12 protein-coding genes are annotated in these 14801 nt (G+C 58.9%); 3 read left to right on the top strand and 9 right to left on the bottom strand.

The window, feature by feature from the left end:
- Positions 1-61 precede the first annotated feature (61 nt).
- Positions 62-1036: a glycosyltransferase family 2 protein gene (locus Q1A52_RS22060; protein ID WP_300019908.1), complete on the bottom strand. Its 975-nt coding sequence runs from the start codon at positions 1034-1036 to the stop codon at positions 62-64.
- Positions 1037-1354: 318 nt separating this feature from the next.
- On the opposite strand from Q1A52_RS22060, the gene xrtD reads away from it, so the two are divergent.
- On the top strand, positions 1355-2896 hold the full coding sequence (xrtD, locus tag Q1A52_RS22055; protein WP_367278084.1) for a VPLPA-CTERM-specific exosortase XrtD: 1542 nt from the start codon (positions 1355-1357) through the stop codon (positions 2894-2896).
- 32 nt (positions 2897-2928) lie between these two features.
- On the opposite strand, the gene Q1A52_RS22050 is transcribed toward xrtD, so the two are convergent.
- On the bottom strand, positions 2929-3987 hold the full coding sequence (locus tag Q1A52_RS22050; RefSeq protein WP_300019906.1) for an acyltransferase: 1059 nt from the start codon (positions 3985-3987) through the stop codon (positions 2929-2931).
- Positions 3988-4465: 478 nt separating this feature from the next.
- Between Q1A52_RS22050 and Q1A52_RS22045 the strand changes: the two genes are divergently transcribed.
- Positions 4466-5215 (top strand): glycosyltransferase, encoded by a 750-nt coding sequence (locus Q1A52_RS22045; RefSeq protein WP_300019905.1) that lies wholly within the window; start codon positions 4466-4468, stop codon positions 5213-5215.
- 14 nt (positions 5216-5229) lie between these two features.
- On the opposite strand, the gene Q1A52_RS22040 is transcribed toward Q1A52_RS22045, so the two are convergent.
- From Q1A52_RS22040 to Q1A52_RS22010, 7 genes are read right to left on the bottom strand one after another with little or no spacing between them, the layout of a single operon-like run.
- The gene (locus Q1A52_RS22040; RefSeq protein WP_300019904.1) at positions 5230-6222 is read right to left on the bottom strand and encodes a polysaccharide pyruvyl transferase family protein; all 993 of its coding nucleotides are present in this window, start codon (positions 6220-6222) and stop codon (positions 5230-5232) included.
- A gap of 22 nt (positions 6223-6244) precedes the next feature.
- Positions 6245-7624, bottom strand: coding sequence for an oligosaccharide flippase family protein (locus Q1A52_RS22035; RefSeq protein ID WP_300019903.1), 1380 nt, complete (start codon positions 7622-7624; stop codon positions 6245-6247).
- Between the two features lie 13 nt (positions 7625-7637).
- A complete protein-coding gene (locus Q1A52_RS22030) occupies positions 7638-8531 on the bottom strand; it encodes a glycosyltransferase family 25 protein (protein WP_300019902.1) in 894 nt (297 codons plus the stop codon).
- A gap of 4 nt (positions 8532-8535) precedes the next feature.
- On the bottom strand, positions 8536-9339 hold the full coding sequence (locus Q1A52_RS22025; protein WP_299784468.1) for a WecB/TagA/CpsF family glycosyltransferase: 804 nt from the start codon (positions 9337-9339) through the stop codon (positions 8536-8538).
- A gap of 2 nt (positions 9340-9341) precedes the next feature.
- A complete protein-coding gene (locus Q1A52_RS22020) occupies positions 9342-10271 on the bottom strand; it encodes a class I SAM-dependent methyltransferase (protein ID WP_299784466.1) in 930 nt (309 codons plus the stop codon).
- A gap of 36 nt (positions 10272-10307) precedes the next feature.
- Entirely contained in the window at positions 10308-11177 is an 870-nt protein-coding gene (locus Q1A52_RS22015) for a hypothetical protein (RefSeq protein ID WP_300019901.1), read from the bottom strand.
- A 29-nt stretch (positions 11178-11206) separates the two neighbouring features.
- Positions 11207-12304 carry a Gfo/Idh/MocA family oxidoreductase gene (locus Q1A52_RS22010; RefSeq protein ID WP_299832316.1) on the bottom strand — a complete coding sequence of 366 codons (1098 nt, stop codon included), beginning with the start codon at positions 12302-12304 and terminating at the stop codon, positions 11207-11209.
- A 301-nt stretch (positions 12305-12605) separates the two neighbouring features.
- Between Q1A52_RS22010 and Q1A52_RS22005 the strand changes: the two genes are divergently transcribed.
- The gene (locus Q1A52_RS22005) at positions 12606-14021 is read left to right on the top strand and encodes a mannose-1-phosphate guanylyltransferase/mannose-6-phosphate isomerase (RefSeq protein WP_300019900.1); all 1416 of its coding nucleotides are present in this window, start codon (positions 12606-12608) and stop codon (positions 14019-14021) included.
- Positions 14022-14801 lie beyond the last annotated feature (780 nt).

Here is a 14801-nt window from a genome sequence, read left to right as displayed (position 1 = left end):
TGTCATCGCCGGTTGGAACAGCCTTTGGCAAGAGGGCGGACACATGATGGTCTGCGCCTTTTCACGATCCTTCCGGCTTTTCAAGCTGGTGAAGTTCACTCTGTGACGCCTCTCCCGCCCTGTGGGACACGTCACGCCGCGCCGCCTCGATCTCGGCCACGGCCCGGGCCTTACCGACCACAAGAGCCCGGCGCTGATAGGCTCTGATAAAGGCAATCAGGTCCTGATCCCCATGGCGTTCTGCACCGCGCATCCAGGCGCCGAAGTATCCCACCAGCATGGCCAGCCCCCCCAGGACAAAGGGGCGCTGACGGGCCTTGTTGAGTGCCGAAGCCAGCATGAACAACGGATGCGTGCCCATGTAGTACTGCCCGAACCCGTGCCGCCGCCTGCCGGTGAAGATACTCTGCTGACTGGATCCCATGGGCCGCAGGTGTTCGAACCGCAGGTCAGGATCGTCCCAGCTGACCGGGGCCCACCCCATCTGCCGCGCCTTGTGGCAATCAATGCCATCCCACATCACCTCGCGCACAAAGCCCCCGATTTGCCGGAAACAGGCGACCGAATAGAGTTTCGTCATGCCCAGGGACATCTCATCCCCAATCTGCTCGCTGACCAGCTCACCGGCGGCATTGCGGAAGTAGGCCTTGCCCGAACACGTCCCGATCCGGGGGGTCTCTTCCATCCGGCCGATCAGAATCTCGAAGTACCGGGGCGGCAGGTCGAGATCGAGATCGAGCTTGCACAGATATGAGAAATCATCGAGCGAAACAGTGTCTAACCCAGCATAAAAGGCCTCAATGACGCCCGGACCCACCGCACGGTGCCCGCGGTCCGGCTTTTGCACGACGCGGATCCAGTCATGGGCTGCCGCATACTCCGCAAGGATCGCGGGCGTCTCATCGGTAGAGCCGTCATCAACGATGACCCAGAGACCAGGTTGAGCCGTCTGGGCGACCATGCTGTCGAGCGTACGGCGCATGTACTCCGCCTCGTTGCGGCACGGGGAAATCACGACATAGCGTTTGGACGACACAAGCGGGCTCCTTGAGGGTTGGCGCGCAGGGACGCCTGAATTCTTGTGCGACAATCAGACGGCTTCTTCAAGATCAGAGCCTGATGTCCCCCCAGCGATGGAAACGAATTTCTGAGCGGCCGCATATTGTTTCTGCAAAACCACGATTTCCGTGTCATAAAGTGAATAAAGATTTCGTTATAACTGATCTATCTGCTATCCCCTGCGACAAGATTTTTGCTATCAGTTGTCCATTAGTCATTTCCGAGTTTCAGCATGTCTCTTTCCAGTACAGATTTTCAAGGTCGCACAGACTTAGGCAAACTGCTCAACGGGGGCATGTTCTGGCTCTTGATTGCGCTGCTTGGTGCAGGCGTCTTTTTCGCCGATGGCATCAATGCACTGCTGACTGCATGGCAATTACCCGAATACAGCCACGGACCCCTTATCCCTGTCCTCTCGGCGCTGCTCTTTCTGCGCCAGCTCAAGGAAATCCCTTTCCAGCCCGGTCCCAAGAACGACCGCTGGCCTGGTGTCCTGTTGATCGTTTTTTCCTTGCTTTTCGGTCTGTTGGGCATCCTGTCCAACATCCATGACATCGTTGCCTATGCCCTGATCCTGTGGATCGGGGGCGTGCTGCTGGTCAGCTGGGGCTGGCAGACCGGCAAGCTCTTCTGGCCACCGGTGCTGCACCTGGTCTACATGCTGCCCCTGCCCGATACGATCTATTACAAGACCACCACATCGCTCCAGTTCATCTCGTCGGAAATGGGCGTGTGGTTCCTGAGATTGCTGTCGATCCCGGTTTTCCTGGATGGCAACATCATTGACCTGGGTGTGCTCAAACTACACGTGGCCGAGGCCTGCTCGGGCCTGCGCTACATGTTCCCCATCCTCAGCTTCTCCTACATCTTCGCCGTGCTCTACCGCGGGCCGATGTGGCACAAGGCGGTACTGCTGATTTCCGCGGTGCCGATCGCAATCCTGATGAATTCGGTGCGCATCGCGGTCGCAGGCGTCATCGTGCAGTATTACGGCATCGAATGGCTCGAAGGGTTCACGCATTTCTTTGAGGGCTGGGTGATCTTCCTCGCCTGCATCCTTCTGCTCTTTTTCCTGGCCTGGCTGATGCTGTTCCTGCGGCGGGACCGGATGTCTCTGGTCGAAGCACTGGATCTCGACACCGACGGCCTGGGCACACAGGCCATGCGGTTGCAGTATGTCATGCCCTCCAAGGCCCTGATCGTCGCAGCGCTCTGCGGCGTCATCGCTGCCGCAGGTCTGCAGGCGCTGCCCGAACGGGGCAACAGCGCGCCGGAACGCGACAGTTTTGCATTGTTCCCGCGCACCCTGGGCGACTGGAAACAGAAAGGCACACGCGCCTTTCTGACCAAGGCAATCGAAATCAACCTGGGCGCTGATGATTATCATCAGGTCACCTTCACCAAGGCTGGCGAACAACAGAACGTAAATCTGTTCATGGCCTGGTACGATGACCAGAGCAATGGCGGCGTGCACTCTCCCGAAGTCTGCCTGCCCGGCGCGGGCTGGGAAATTGCCTGGCTGGAACGGTCCGACGTGACCGAGATCATGGGAAGCGACACGCCTTTCCGCCTCAACCGTGCCATCATCCAAAAGGGTGAAACACGTATGATGGTCTACTACTGGTTCCAGCAGCGCGACCGCCGCATCGCATGGGACTTCGCAGCCAAATACTGGCTGATGGTGGATGGGATCACCACGGGCCGGACAGATGGGGCGCTGGTGCGCCTGACCACATTGATCACACCCGGCGAAAGCAATGAAAGCGCCGAAGGGCGCCTGCAGGACATGCTGCGGGAAATGCAGGGTGCGCTGCCGAGATTTATCCCGGTCGACTGATCCATCCGTCCCGCATCCGGGCGCGGCCCGCTTCAGGACACCCTTCCTTGCGATACAGGCGGGGTTTTCTTTTTCATCCTGATCCCGAGGAACAGCAGCGGTGCAATCGGCAGCCTCAGGATCAGCGCCGAGGTCAGGATTGGGCCGATCAGGCCTACCGCGACCCCTGCTGCAAAAACCGGTAAATCGGGGGCTGTGGGCCAGAACCGATGCACAACCTCCAGAAACCCGCCGGTGAAAAACACGTGAAAAAGGAAGATGGCATAGGAATGCTGGCCGATACGGGCCAGGAACGAAATCTCCGGACGCACCAAAAGCAGCAGTGAACATCCCGACAGGCCAATGAACAACCGCAGCAAACGCTGCTGGTGAAAACTCGGTTCAAAGACGTTCAGGATGCTGGCCAGTTTCACCAGTAACAGCCCGACCAGCAGTACGCACAGCCCCCTCCTGACCCGTTTGACGAGATACGCCCTGTCCACCAGCGCCTGCATGTGTGTCTGATTGGCCCACAGGTAGCCGCACATGAAATAGGGCGCGATATAGAGCGCGTTCAGGCTGGCAAACAGGTTGGGCGTCCAGATGACCCGCGCCACCCAGAACCCGCCCGCCAGCACGATGACAGCCCCCGCAATCAGCAACGCCCTGTTCCCGGAGATCAGGTTGAAGCCGTAAAACAGCGTCATGATCAGGAAGGTCGCGGGCAGAAACCACAGATAGGTATAGGGCAGATAGAACAGCTCGACATAGGGCGGGACCGACCGCCCCATAGACAAATGCACCAGCCAATACACGGTGCCGACAGATATCATCGGCACCATCAATCGGCGGAATTTGCGCACCACGGCATTTGAAAATTGCGCGATACTGTCGACATGCGCCCGGAAGATATACCCCGAGATAAAGCTGAACAGCGGCATCCGGAAATCGACAAACAGGAGCATCGACAAGAAGAGATAATGCCCTGACGGCAGTTCCATACCCGCCTGCGGGTGCGGCCCGACCACGTGATACATCACCAGCCCGAAACAGGCAGCCCCGCGCAACGTCTCGATATATGTCAGCTTGGGTCGGGGAGAAGGCGCAGACATTTCAGATATCACTCACTCAACGCGCCTGTCCGGCAGAGTATTGCACGAATTCAGCACTCATTATCAAATTCGATCCAGTGCAGTAAAGCGACCCTAGTTCAAGAGTCTAATCATTGAAATATGCGATATCAGACCAAGGATATCGCAATGCCCCCTTAAAAGAATTGTGTGGAGGTCCGGCATCTGAAGAACTCTTTCTCGACCACCACGCCGCCCTGCAGATCCTGCAGGAGATACGCCCCGGTCGACAGTGACAATTTACGGTGCGGCCTCAACCGGGATCCTCTGCATCGCCGGGCGGAATGCCCGCTTGCGCCTGCGCGCGGATCAACGCATCGAAATCGTGGCATGTTTCATGAATATCACGCCCGGAAGCCACGGATTAGGGACACTTTGGACCCGGGACATGCGTGTTGACTGCACAGGTCTTTTAACGCATCTATCCGGCCAGAAGGGCGGATAAAAAGGACGTCGACCCATGCAGCAGCCGCCTTTCGTCAGCATCCTGATGCTGACCCACAACGCCCCCGATCTGGTGCGCATCACGATCGATACGCTGCGCGCAAAAACCGATGGCGTGACCTATGAGCTTGTCGTCGTCGATAATGCTTCCGACCCGGAAACCGTGGAACTGGTCAAGGCTTATGAGGCGTCGGGGGACATCGACACGCTTATCCTGTCCGAGCGCAATACGCTTTTTGCAGAAGGCAACAATATCGCAGCCCGCGCCGCAGCCTCCCAGGCCACGCATTTCTGTCTTCTCAACAGCGACATCGAGATCAGGCAGGCTGACTGGCTGAGCACGCTGCTGGCGCGCCATACCAGTGGGGTCACCGCTTTCGGAATGCAGCAAGACCCGCTGCGGGTGGATGGCTACTGCCTGCTGATAGATGCACCGCTTTACCGGGCTGAGGAACTGGACGAGTCGCACCAATGGTGGTGGTCGGTGACCAAACTGCAGGGCAACCTGCTAACGGCAGGCCATTCGGTGCAGGGTTTTTTCGAACATGAAACCTACCTGCATCACTTTGGAGGCGGCAGTGGCGATGCTTTCAAATCGGCCCAGGGCATGAACGTGACCCGCGACGAGGTCTACGGCTGGTTTCACGGCCACAAGCCGCGCATCCTTGATCCCTGGCCTTTCAAGGCGAAAATGGCTCTCACCAAGATACAGCGCAAATTACGCAACGCACCCCGCCGCATTTTCCGTCTTCTGAAGCGGCAGTAGCGCTGGGGCACATCTCACCCCCCTGCCCTTTCGGACATCACCGCCCGCAACGTATCGACATCTGCGACCCGGCGGGCCAGGCCGAAGTCGCCCCAGGCCTCGATGTGGCGGCCGATCTTGCCATAGACATTGTCGAGCACCACATGCGGGCGCCGCATCAGCGCGGCAATCAGATGCACATGCAGCCGGTCGCTCACGATTTGGCGGGCCGGCGCCATATGCGCCACTCCCGCCTGCACCCGCATCTGTGCCTGGCGGCGATACATGGCCTCCCGATGCGCCATGGCGGGGCGGGCAAAAGGTGCATAGAGCTTTTGCCGGATCCTGTCGGGCATGGTCCAGACATCGGGGGCAGGCCAGTCGGTGATCTCACCCAGGGTTTCCAGGTAGGTGATGGCATCCCCCCAGACGGATTCCCGATCCCCCCGCATGAAACTGATCACGTCGGTCACCGGGTCGTTTGCCGGCAGGTGGTGAATATTCACCGCCGCATCCGGCGCCATCTGCACCGCGCAGTCAAAATGGGCCTGGGCAAATTCCAGGCTGGGCTGATCCCGCACCAACAGGGTGACTTGGCCATGGGCCGCGATGGCCCGGGCCGTTTCATCCCGCCCCTTCTCATTGTCGAAATGTACCGATTGCGGCAGCTGCACCAGGGGCCGCCCCTTCAGAACCTCCATGGCCCGCAATCGAAAGGTCTGGTGCTGGGGCCAGATGTCCCCGAAATTACCACCCCCATGGATGAACACCGGCCCCTCGGGCACATATTCTGCAACCTCCGCCGGATCTTCCGCATAGGTGTTCACAAAAGAGGCCGGGCGGCGCACATAGGCATCGAAAAACGCCATCTCCCCAACCCAGATCGCGCTGTCGCCCACGTTGCTGTGGTTCGGAAAGTCCATCAGCGCAAAGGGCTGATCAGGCTCTATAAAGGGGGAAACCGCGTCCCGGTAGACATCGCTCAGCCTGTTGAAAGACCCAGCAGCATCCAGAGTATCAGGTGTCATATTGCTCGGTTTCCTTGTTACTTCATTGCAGGAGGTTCAGGTCAAACGCAAGGAGCAGAGCGTCCCAGTTGAACCAGGAGATCGCCAGCACAAGCACAAGGCCCAACGTCATCAGCATCAGGTCTCCCTTGATATCCCAGGCCGCGTAACGGGAAATGAACCGTGCCCGCATCGGATAGAGCAGCAAGTTGGCAACAGCGGGCGCGATCAGGGCGCCGGCCACGCCGAACCATGTGATCCCCGCAAAGATGATGGAAAGCTGAAGGGCTGCCATGCTCCCGTTCAGATAGAAATGACGCTTGCTGTCGCCATTGCCGATCAGCGCCTCCTGTGCCCCGACAAAGGGGCTGATCAGAATACCGCGCAGCGCGATCAGCACAATCATCGGTCCCGCCAGCGCATAACGCGGATCGTAAAGCACATCGACCACCCAAACCCCCAGGATTGCCAGCACGGCGCACATCCCCATGGACATCAGCGCCACCATGCGCCGGGCCCGGAACAGGTTGCGCTGGTTATCCGTGCTCTGCTGCGCTGGTTTGATCCGGTAGAGCGGGAAGATCACCGTTTGTGCAATCGCCCGGCTAATCTGACCCGGGGCGGCCCCCAGCATGATGGCGATGTTCAGCACACCGAAAACAGCGATCGGAAGATAAGCCCCCAGGATTATCCGGTTGCCCATGTTGATGAGGAAAGAGGCGCCCGTGCTGAGGAAGATGAAGAATCCGAAGGTCAGGGTCTCTTTCACGATTGCCCAGTCCCAGTGCAGCCGGTTGCTCTTGCCCGGAAGCACCATATGCATGACGATGACACGCATGACCGACGCCACCAGCGTACCGGCAACCAGCGCCCAGACGGAACGCAGCCAATAGGCCAGCAGGGCCGTGACGATGAGACCGGCCAACTGTGTACACAGGCGCAGCACCACGACCCGTTCGATGGTGATTTCGCGATTGGCCTCGGCTTCCTTGGTCGTCTTGAACCCTTCGATGAAGAGCGACAGCGCCGCGACGGGTAACAGCACGGTCAAGAGTGGCTGGTCGTAGATATAGGCGGCCGGAAAGGCCAGCGCACAGGCCCCGGCCCACAGGATCACTCCGCGAATGATCTGCATCGTCCAGAGCGTATCGAGAAACACCCGCTCGCCGCCACGCTTGTGCTGGATCAGCATGGCGTGGATGCCCACGTCCGAAAATGTCTGCAGACCGTAGATAAACACCTGTGTCAGCGCCATCAGGCCAAAGGCTTCCGGAAACAGCAACCGCGTCAGGACCAGGTTGGCCAACAGCCGCAGGAAATCGCGCCCGCCCACGTTGAGAATGGTAAAACCCGTACCGCGCAGGGCACGGGCGCGCGTGGACATGCCGCGGAAAGGGCTGAGCAGAGCGGAAAGGCTCGTCATGATGTCATGTTTCTCATTCTGCCGACACCTCTGATCCCAGGGCCTTCCGGGCGGGCTCCACATGTGAACTGGAGGCCGAGTGGAAGGCAACCTTACGCGTTTCAATAGGCTCTAACCGGGCAAATTCTTCGAGTTTACGGGCTTTGCGGGCCTCGCGGATACGGCGGAAATCCCAGTCAACGAGGCGCCGCATGCGCAGCCGTGTCTGCTTGATCATATTCATGCCCGGTGTCTCATCGCGGCCCGACAACCGGTTGGCCGATATACTGTCATCGATTTCGGTCTGGACATCATCGTCAGGGTCGAACAGGCGATACTGAACCGCCGCCGAGGGGTCCAGCTTCCAGATATCAAACGACCAGAAGGCCTTGCTGTCCTGATCAAACATGAACCGGTCCACCGGCACGAAATACCCGCGCGAGGCTTCCAGCAGGCGGCGCGCGCCCCGCTGTGTCACGAAGTAACACCCGGTCGAATACTCCGTTCCCAACAAACGATACAGGTTGCGACCGTTTTCCAGACCGACAGGCACCGTGCCATAGGCACATATGTTCCGCACCCCCTGATCAATCTTGATGACATCGGCCTGCTGCAACAGCGTGTCGGGAAACCGGATCTGACCAAAATCCGATGCGATCACCACATCATCTTCGATCACGAAAGCACCGGGCAGGTTTTCGGTCACCACGTGCCGCCAGAACCACCTGTGGCTTTCAAAGCATCCGATCTCCCCATGGGTCAGCGTCGCATAGCCGGCCACTGCGGCCTGCGCGCGGACCGCCGGATCACGCCCCAGCGCGGCCCCTAACCGGGTCAACGGCAGATCGAGTGCTGCAAACTGCTCTTCCATGAAAGCCCGGCGCCGGACGTGATGATCCAGATTGATCAGAAAGGTGGGATAGATCATCCTGTTATCCAAACGGGTCCCGATATATCCCGATCTTCTGCTTCAGCACCGCCCATAGGAAAGGCGGCTCATGCACGACATAGCGGTGAAACCGTGCGCGTGGTTCCTTGAGCAGACGATAAAGCCATTCAAAGCCCCATTCTGTGATCCAGACGGGCGGACGGTCAAAAGTGCCGCTCTCGTAATCGATTGTGCCTCCCAGCGGCAGCCACAGCTTCACGCCGGGCATCCGGTCACGGTAGGTCATGATGAACTTCTCCTGCCGCCCACCGGCAAGCCCCACCACGCAGACGGTCGCACCCGAGGCATTGATTGCCTCGATCATCCGCTCAATTTCAGCCTGATTAGTGTCGAAATCAAAATCCGGTGCATCCACACCCACGATCATTTCGCGCCCGACCTTGGCATTCACATTGTCCCGCGCCAGTTCGGCAATACCGGGTTTGCCGCCGCACAGGAACACGGTGATATCCGGGTTGTCCTTGTGGTGCATGTAGAACTTGGGGAAGTAGTCGGAGCCGGACACCCGCTCGCGCACCGGGGTGCCCAGAAATTTGGTCGCGAAATACATGATCTGGCTGTCGCAGGTGATCACATCGAAGTTGTCGATGATGTCATAGAAGGCGCGATCCTTCTGCAACTTCATGATCATATCCACATGCAGGGTCAGCATGGCGCCTTCGGTGAAATCCGCGACGAGATCATCCATGGCAATATCGTGCACATAGGCGTTGAGCATCTGCACGCGCTTGCCAACAGCAAGCCCGCCGCGGGATGCCTCGGCCTTGAGGGTCGGCTCATGTTTCATGGTCAATCGGGGTCCTTTCGGGCAACGATGCGCTGCATGTCACGCAGGTTGAGGGTGAACCGCAGCCGATTGAGCCGGGTGGCTGCGGACAGGCTGCCCAGGGCAGAGCGCAGTTTTTCACTTCCCGAAATCGTGCCGACGTTCCACAGGAACCGTTCCATCGACAGGGTGCGGCCCACCGCCCGCGTATCCACTTCGGAAAAGCCCGCCTTTTCATAGGTGCGCCGCAGGGTGTCGAAGGTAAAGAAATAGGTATGGCCTTCGCATTTCACGCTGCGTTCGCGGTGGCGCAGCAGTTTGAACATCAACGTGTCATAGCGCGGCGTTTCGATCACCATGTGACCGCCGGGTTTGAGAATCCGGTGAATTTCGCGCAGCGTCTCCACCGGATCGGGCAAATGCTCGATGACATGCAGCATGATGACCACATCCGCCGACGCATCCGGCAGCTTGGCAGCTTCCAGCGTCATCGGAATCGTCTCTATACCGTGGATTTCCTGCGTATGGGCAGGTAATTCACGCCAGGGATCGACCCCCAGCACATCCCAGCCCTCATCCTTGAAACTGCGGAGCAGGTAGCCCAGGCCACTGCCCACTTCGACCACGCGGCCGCCGTTGGGGTAGAGCTTGCGGATCACCTGGCGGGTTGGTTCAAAATCCCGGACCTGACCAGATTCCTTTTCATAGCGCCAGCGAAAGGGGTGCGATGTATCCGTGGTCACCCCCTTGAGAAGCCCCTCTGCTTCCCATTGTTCATAATCCTCGTGATCCACGAAACGCGCGCGCGGACTGGAATACATCAGCCTGCATTTGCTGCATGCCACGATTTGCGCAGGTTGCGCCTTGCCCTTGGGAAAGACGACATCGACGTCTTCAGAGCCGCATAGATTGCAGATAATATTGTCTTCGGTAATCTCGGTAATCTTATTCATAATAACCACCTCGCTCAGGAATGGCCGTCCTGGCGATCACGCCGGGGCGGCCATGTATTTATCGACCAACGCCTTGGTCCCGCGAATATTGCCCGCCGAAGAGGCGCCGAACACGATCGATTCCACGCCGGGCAGTTCCGAAATCCAATGGATCGCCTCATCCGCAGGAATGGCGCCCGAGGCATAGACGGACATCGCAACCGCGCGCACTCTACCGGATTTCAGTGCATCCAGATAGGCGTCAAAGCCCCCCGACATGCGGAAACCGATCTTGTTGATGTTCGAACAGATGATCGGGTGCTCGATCCCTTCCGCTTCCAGCGCGTTCAGCAGAGCCGGCATGTTCATCGTGATATAGGCAGGCTCGGCCTGATATTTTTCCCGGATGTGATCGTCGAAAATCCGGAACGCGCGGGTGAAACCCATTCCGAGCAGAAGATCGGTAAAGACGTTCTGGATGAAGACCACCGGCGCGCGCACGCCCTCGAACATCTTCATTTCCATATCGATGAGCACACGGGCAATCCCGTCCACCTCCTTGGTGGCCAGCGCCTTGCTGCCCGCAAGCGCCGTGGACAGCAGCCCATCCTTCGGCATGAATTCCTTCAGCGCCCCCACCATGCCGTGTTCGGTAACCGCATTGGCGTATTTATGGGCATAGGGCATGCAGGGGTAGAAGGTGAAATCCGCATAGCGCGCCGGATCCGCCTTCACCCGCCTGGCGATATCGGCAATCCGGTCATGGGTAGTGCACATGAAGGTCTGGATGCCGGCATCATAGGCCACGTCCAGCACGTCCATGATGGCCTCGGCTTTCTGAAACCGCATGGCCTGGGCGCGGGCCTTTTCCTCGGACATGTGATTGATGCCGAAAAACTGGTTATCGCCAAAGAGAAGCCTGTCCATAATCGTCACTCGTTCCTTTAAAACAGTCTCTAACTGCGCCCAAACCAGCCACGTTTGGCCGGTTTGGAAGGCGCATTGACAATCGGAGCCTCGCCAACGGAAACACCGGTTTCGGCATTCTCGATGATCATCGCCATGGTGCGGTCGGTCTGCACGGCCGAGGCAAAATCATTCTCTCTTGCCGCCCCCTGCCCGGCCTTCACGGCCTGAATGAATTCATCCAGCTGGGCCGAATATTCTTCGCCGCGCAGGTAGAACCACCGATCTCCGGTCAGTTCGGTTGTGTATTTCACCGTCCAGCCATCGGTATATTCCGGCAGGCCCTCGACCGGTTTGCGCAAGTAGGCCTGGCATTCCTGGCGGTCGGCATAGAGACGCCCGTTGGTGCCAATCAGGCTGATCTTGGTGGACATCTTACGGTGGCTCTCATCGGACCAGTTCACCGACAGCTGGGCCGTCGGCCCGTTGTCCCAACGCAACGTCGAGAACACCTCGTCGTCGGTCCCGTCCGAAAACACCTGCCCCAGATGCGACCCCATGACCTGCGCCGGGGCGCCGAAATACCAGTTCAGCAGGTTCAGCGGGTGCGCGGCATAGTCATAAAGGCACCCACCGCCTTCAGCCTTTTGCGTCCGCCAGGTCGCGCGCTTGGGGCGCAGCACCACAGGGCCGTAAGCCTCGGCCAGCACATGGGTAATCCGGCCAATGGCCCCGGCCTCCACCAGTCGTTTCATCTCCTGGAACGCGCCGACATAGCGGTAATGATACCCCACCTGCGCCACGCGTCCCGCCTCTGCGGCCTGCTCGGTCAGGCGCTGGCTGTCCTGCCAATCCAGACAGAACGGTTTTTCGCAAAACACATGCAGCCCCTTGTCCAGAGCCGCCTTGACCATTGGCGCATGCAGCCGGGACGGTGTCGCAATCACCACCGCGTCGAGCTCGGCCTGCGCGAGCATCTGGTCATATTCCTTGTAGATCGGCGTATCGATGTTCTTGCCCAGCACATCGACCATGAACCCTGCCCCGTCACAGGCGATGGCTTCGACATCCGGATGGGCATTTACCATCGCAAAATGGCTCAGACCCATTTTACCCAGCCCGACAACGGCAACTCTTACTTTCTGCACGGCGGCCCCACCTTCAATAAATCAAACAAACAACAGATATAAAACACCACGCACGGGCGGCATAAGCCTGTGTCGGTTTATCCGCCATCTGCCCCCTGATGCAACTGCTATGGGGCCGCAATGAGGCAGACTTGCGAAGCTTCACGATTCCATAGCGAAACTTTGCCAGAATTCGCGCCAGATATCCCCGATACGGGCAGGCCATGTCTCTGAAAGTCATAGGCCACCCGATCTTGACCCTTGATCGGCATTCCAAAAACTGAAATCCGTAGAAGCACTCTGCAAAGAAAGATAATCTGAAATGATAACACCTGTTTTGCTCTGTGGTGGCTCTGGCACGCGCCTCTGGCCGTTGTCGCGAAAATCCTACCCCAAGCAATTTGCTGCCCTGTTGGGGGACGAAACGTTATTTCAGGCCTCTGCGCTACGCCTGTCCGGCAAGGACTACAACGCCCCTGTCGTGGTCACCGCATCCGACTTCCGGTTCATCGTCACCGAACAGCTGCAGGCGGTGGCAATCGATCCCGGTGCCATTCTGATCGAACCCGAAGGGCGCAATACCGCCCCCGCCATTCTGGCTGCCGCCCTGCATGTCGCCGCAAGCGATCCCGAAGGGCTGATGCTGGTTGCCCCTTCCGATCACGTGGTCCCGGACGCGGATGCCTTTCGCGCCGCGGTCGCGGCCGGCGTGCCCGCCGCGCAGAATGGCCAGCTGGTCACCTTCGGGATCACCCCGACGCATCCCGAAACGGGGTATGGGTATCTGGAACTGGCGGCCCCGCCAGAGGGTCTGGCCCCCGCGGCCCTGACCCGATTTGTCGAGAAACCCGATGCTGACCGCGCGCAGGCCATGTTCGAGGACGGCAAGCACCTATGGAACGGTGGCATCTTCCTGTTCCGCGCCTGTGACATACTGGAGGCCTTCCGGACCAGCGCACCGGCCTTGTTAGAGCCTGTTTCCAAGGCCTATGAGACTGCGCAGGCCGATCTTGGGTTTCTCAGGCTGGCGCCTGAAAGCTGGCAGCAGGCCGAGAATATCTCGATCGACTACGCGGTCATGGAAAAGGCCGGCAACCTCTGCGTGGTCCCCTATACTGCGGGCTGGTCCGATCTGGGCGGTTGGGATGCCATCTGGCGCGAATCCGGCCCGGATGGTGACGGCGTCGCCACAAGCACCAACGCGACGGCCATTGACTGCCACGACACATTGCTGCGGTCCGAATCCGGAAATCTGGAGCTGGTGGGCATCGGACTGGAGAACATCATTGCCATCGCCATGCCCGATGCGGTGCTGGTGGCCGATAAATCCCGCGCCCAGGACGTCAAAAAGGCGGTCTCCGCGCTCAAGGCCAAATCTGCCCTGCAGGCGGAGGCCTTCCCCAAGGATCACCGCCCCTGGGGCTGGTTTGAAAGCCTGGTGATCGGGACCCGGTTCCAGGTCAAACGCATCCTGGTACATCCCGGCGCGGCCCTGTCGTTGCAATCGCATCATCACCGGTCAGAGCATTGGATCGTCGTGGAAGGCACGGCAAAGGTCACCGTCGGCGACGAGGTGAAACTGGTCAGTGAAAACCAGTCCGTCTATATTCCGTTGGGCGCCAAGCACCGGATGGAGAACCCCGGAAAGGTCCCCATGGTGCTGATCGAGGTTCAGACGGGCAGCTATCTCGGCGAAGATGACATCATCCGTTTCGAAGACGTTTACGCCCGGCAATAAGACCTTCTTCCAGCGATTTTTACCAAGGCCCGTTCCGCCCGCGGCGCGGGTCTTCTTTATATATTCCGGCTGCTCCCCAGAGTTTGGCAGGATTCCGCCCCTGTGGAAAAACGGGCCGGCAAAAATTTGGAACGGACTTTCAATAGCTTGCCTGACCGATGGCAAATTCCCGCTTAGATTGTAGTTTGTTCAGATTTTCGCCTGATTGACCCCCCCTCTTTGCGCAGTAGGTTCCGCGCAACAACAACAGACCAGAACAGGCATCATTTCAATCACGGGCAATACAAGCCGGGTTTCATGGGTACATCCGGAACGAGAATCATGCGTCACGACCACACGCTATCAGCGTGCGCATTGCCTCCGTTCCTCCACAATCGTTTCTCAGTTTAGTCACACTTATGAATGAGTATTAACCAATCGTTAACCATGGCGGCGGCGCGGAGTGATCCGAAATCGCCACCGCATAAAGGCGAACGTAACAAGTGCAGAAGTAACATGTCCCGGCCGGTCTGGCCAAAAACTGCAATCTAGATAGGCCGTGAGCACGGCAAAGTGGACAAGAAAGTAAAATCAACATGTTAGCAGCACTACTGAGCCTGCTCGGCGTCGCGGGAATCGCGGGCGGCGTAGGAAGGTCCGAGGATAAGAACGGTCTGGGACACATCCTGCCAACCGCCGGGAATAGCGATAAGCATACCCCACCCCCTGCCCCAAGCCCCGCGCCGGAACCAGCGCCAGTACCACCTGCTCCGGCACCGGAACCAACACCCGCACCTGCGC

This window comes from uncultured Roseobacter sp. (assembly GCF_947488185.1).
Taxonomy (GTDB): domain Bacteria; phylum Pseudomonadota; class Alphaproteobacteria; order Rhodobacterales; family Rhodobacteraceae; genus Roseobacter.
This window is presented reverse-complemented; position numbering and strand designations above follow the sequence as displayed.

What these genes read in the sequence shown, in the direction of transcription:
- xrtD (WP_367278084.1), top strand. Translation starts at nt 1,355, where the DNA reads ATGTTCTGGCTCTTGATTGCGCTGCTTGGTGCAGGCGTCTTTTTCGCC.
- Q1A52_RS22050 (WP_300019906.1), bottom strand. Translation starts at nt 3,987, where the DNA reads ATGTCTGCGCCTTCTCCCCGACCCAAGCTGACATATATCGAGACGTTG.
- Q1A52_RS22045 (WP_300019905.1), top strand. Translation starts at nt 4,466, where the DNA reads ATGCAGCAGCCGCCTTTCGTCAGCATCCTGATGCTGACCCACAACGCC.
- Q1A52_RS22040 (WP_300019904.1), bottom strand. Translation starts at nt 6,222, where the DNA reads ATGACACCTGATACTCTGGATGCTGCTGGGTCTTTCAACAGGCTGAGC.
- Q1A52_RS22035 (WP_300019903.1), bottom strand. Translation starts at nt 7,624, where the DNA reads ATGACGAGCCTTTCCGCTCTGCTCAGCCCTTTCCGCGGCATGTCCACG.
- Q1A52_RS22030 (WP_300019902.1), bottom strand. Translation starts at nt 8,531, where the DNA reads ATGATCTATCCCACCTTTCTGATCAATCTGGATCATCACGTCCGGCGC.
- Q1A52_RS22025 (WP_299784468.1), bottom strand. Translation starts at nt 9,339, where the DNA reads ATGAAACATGAGCCGACCCTCAAGGCCGAGGCATCCCGCGGCGGGCTT.
- Q1A52_RS22020 (WP_299784466.1), bottom strand. Translation starts at nt 10,271, where the DNA reads ATGAATAAGATTACCGAGATTACCGAAGACAATATTATCTGCAATCTA.
- Q1A52_RS22015 (WP_300019901.1), bottom strand. Translation starts at nt 11,177, where the DNA reads ATGGACAGGCTTCTCTTTGGCGATAACCAGTTTTTCGGCATCAATCAC.
- Q1A52_RS22005 (WP_300019900.1), top strand. Translation starts at nt 12,606, where the DNA reads ATGATAACACCTGTTTTGCTCTGTGGTGGCTCTGGCACGCGCCTCTGG.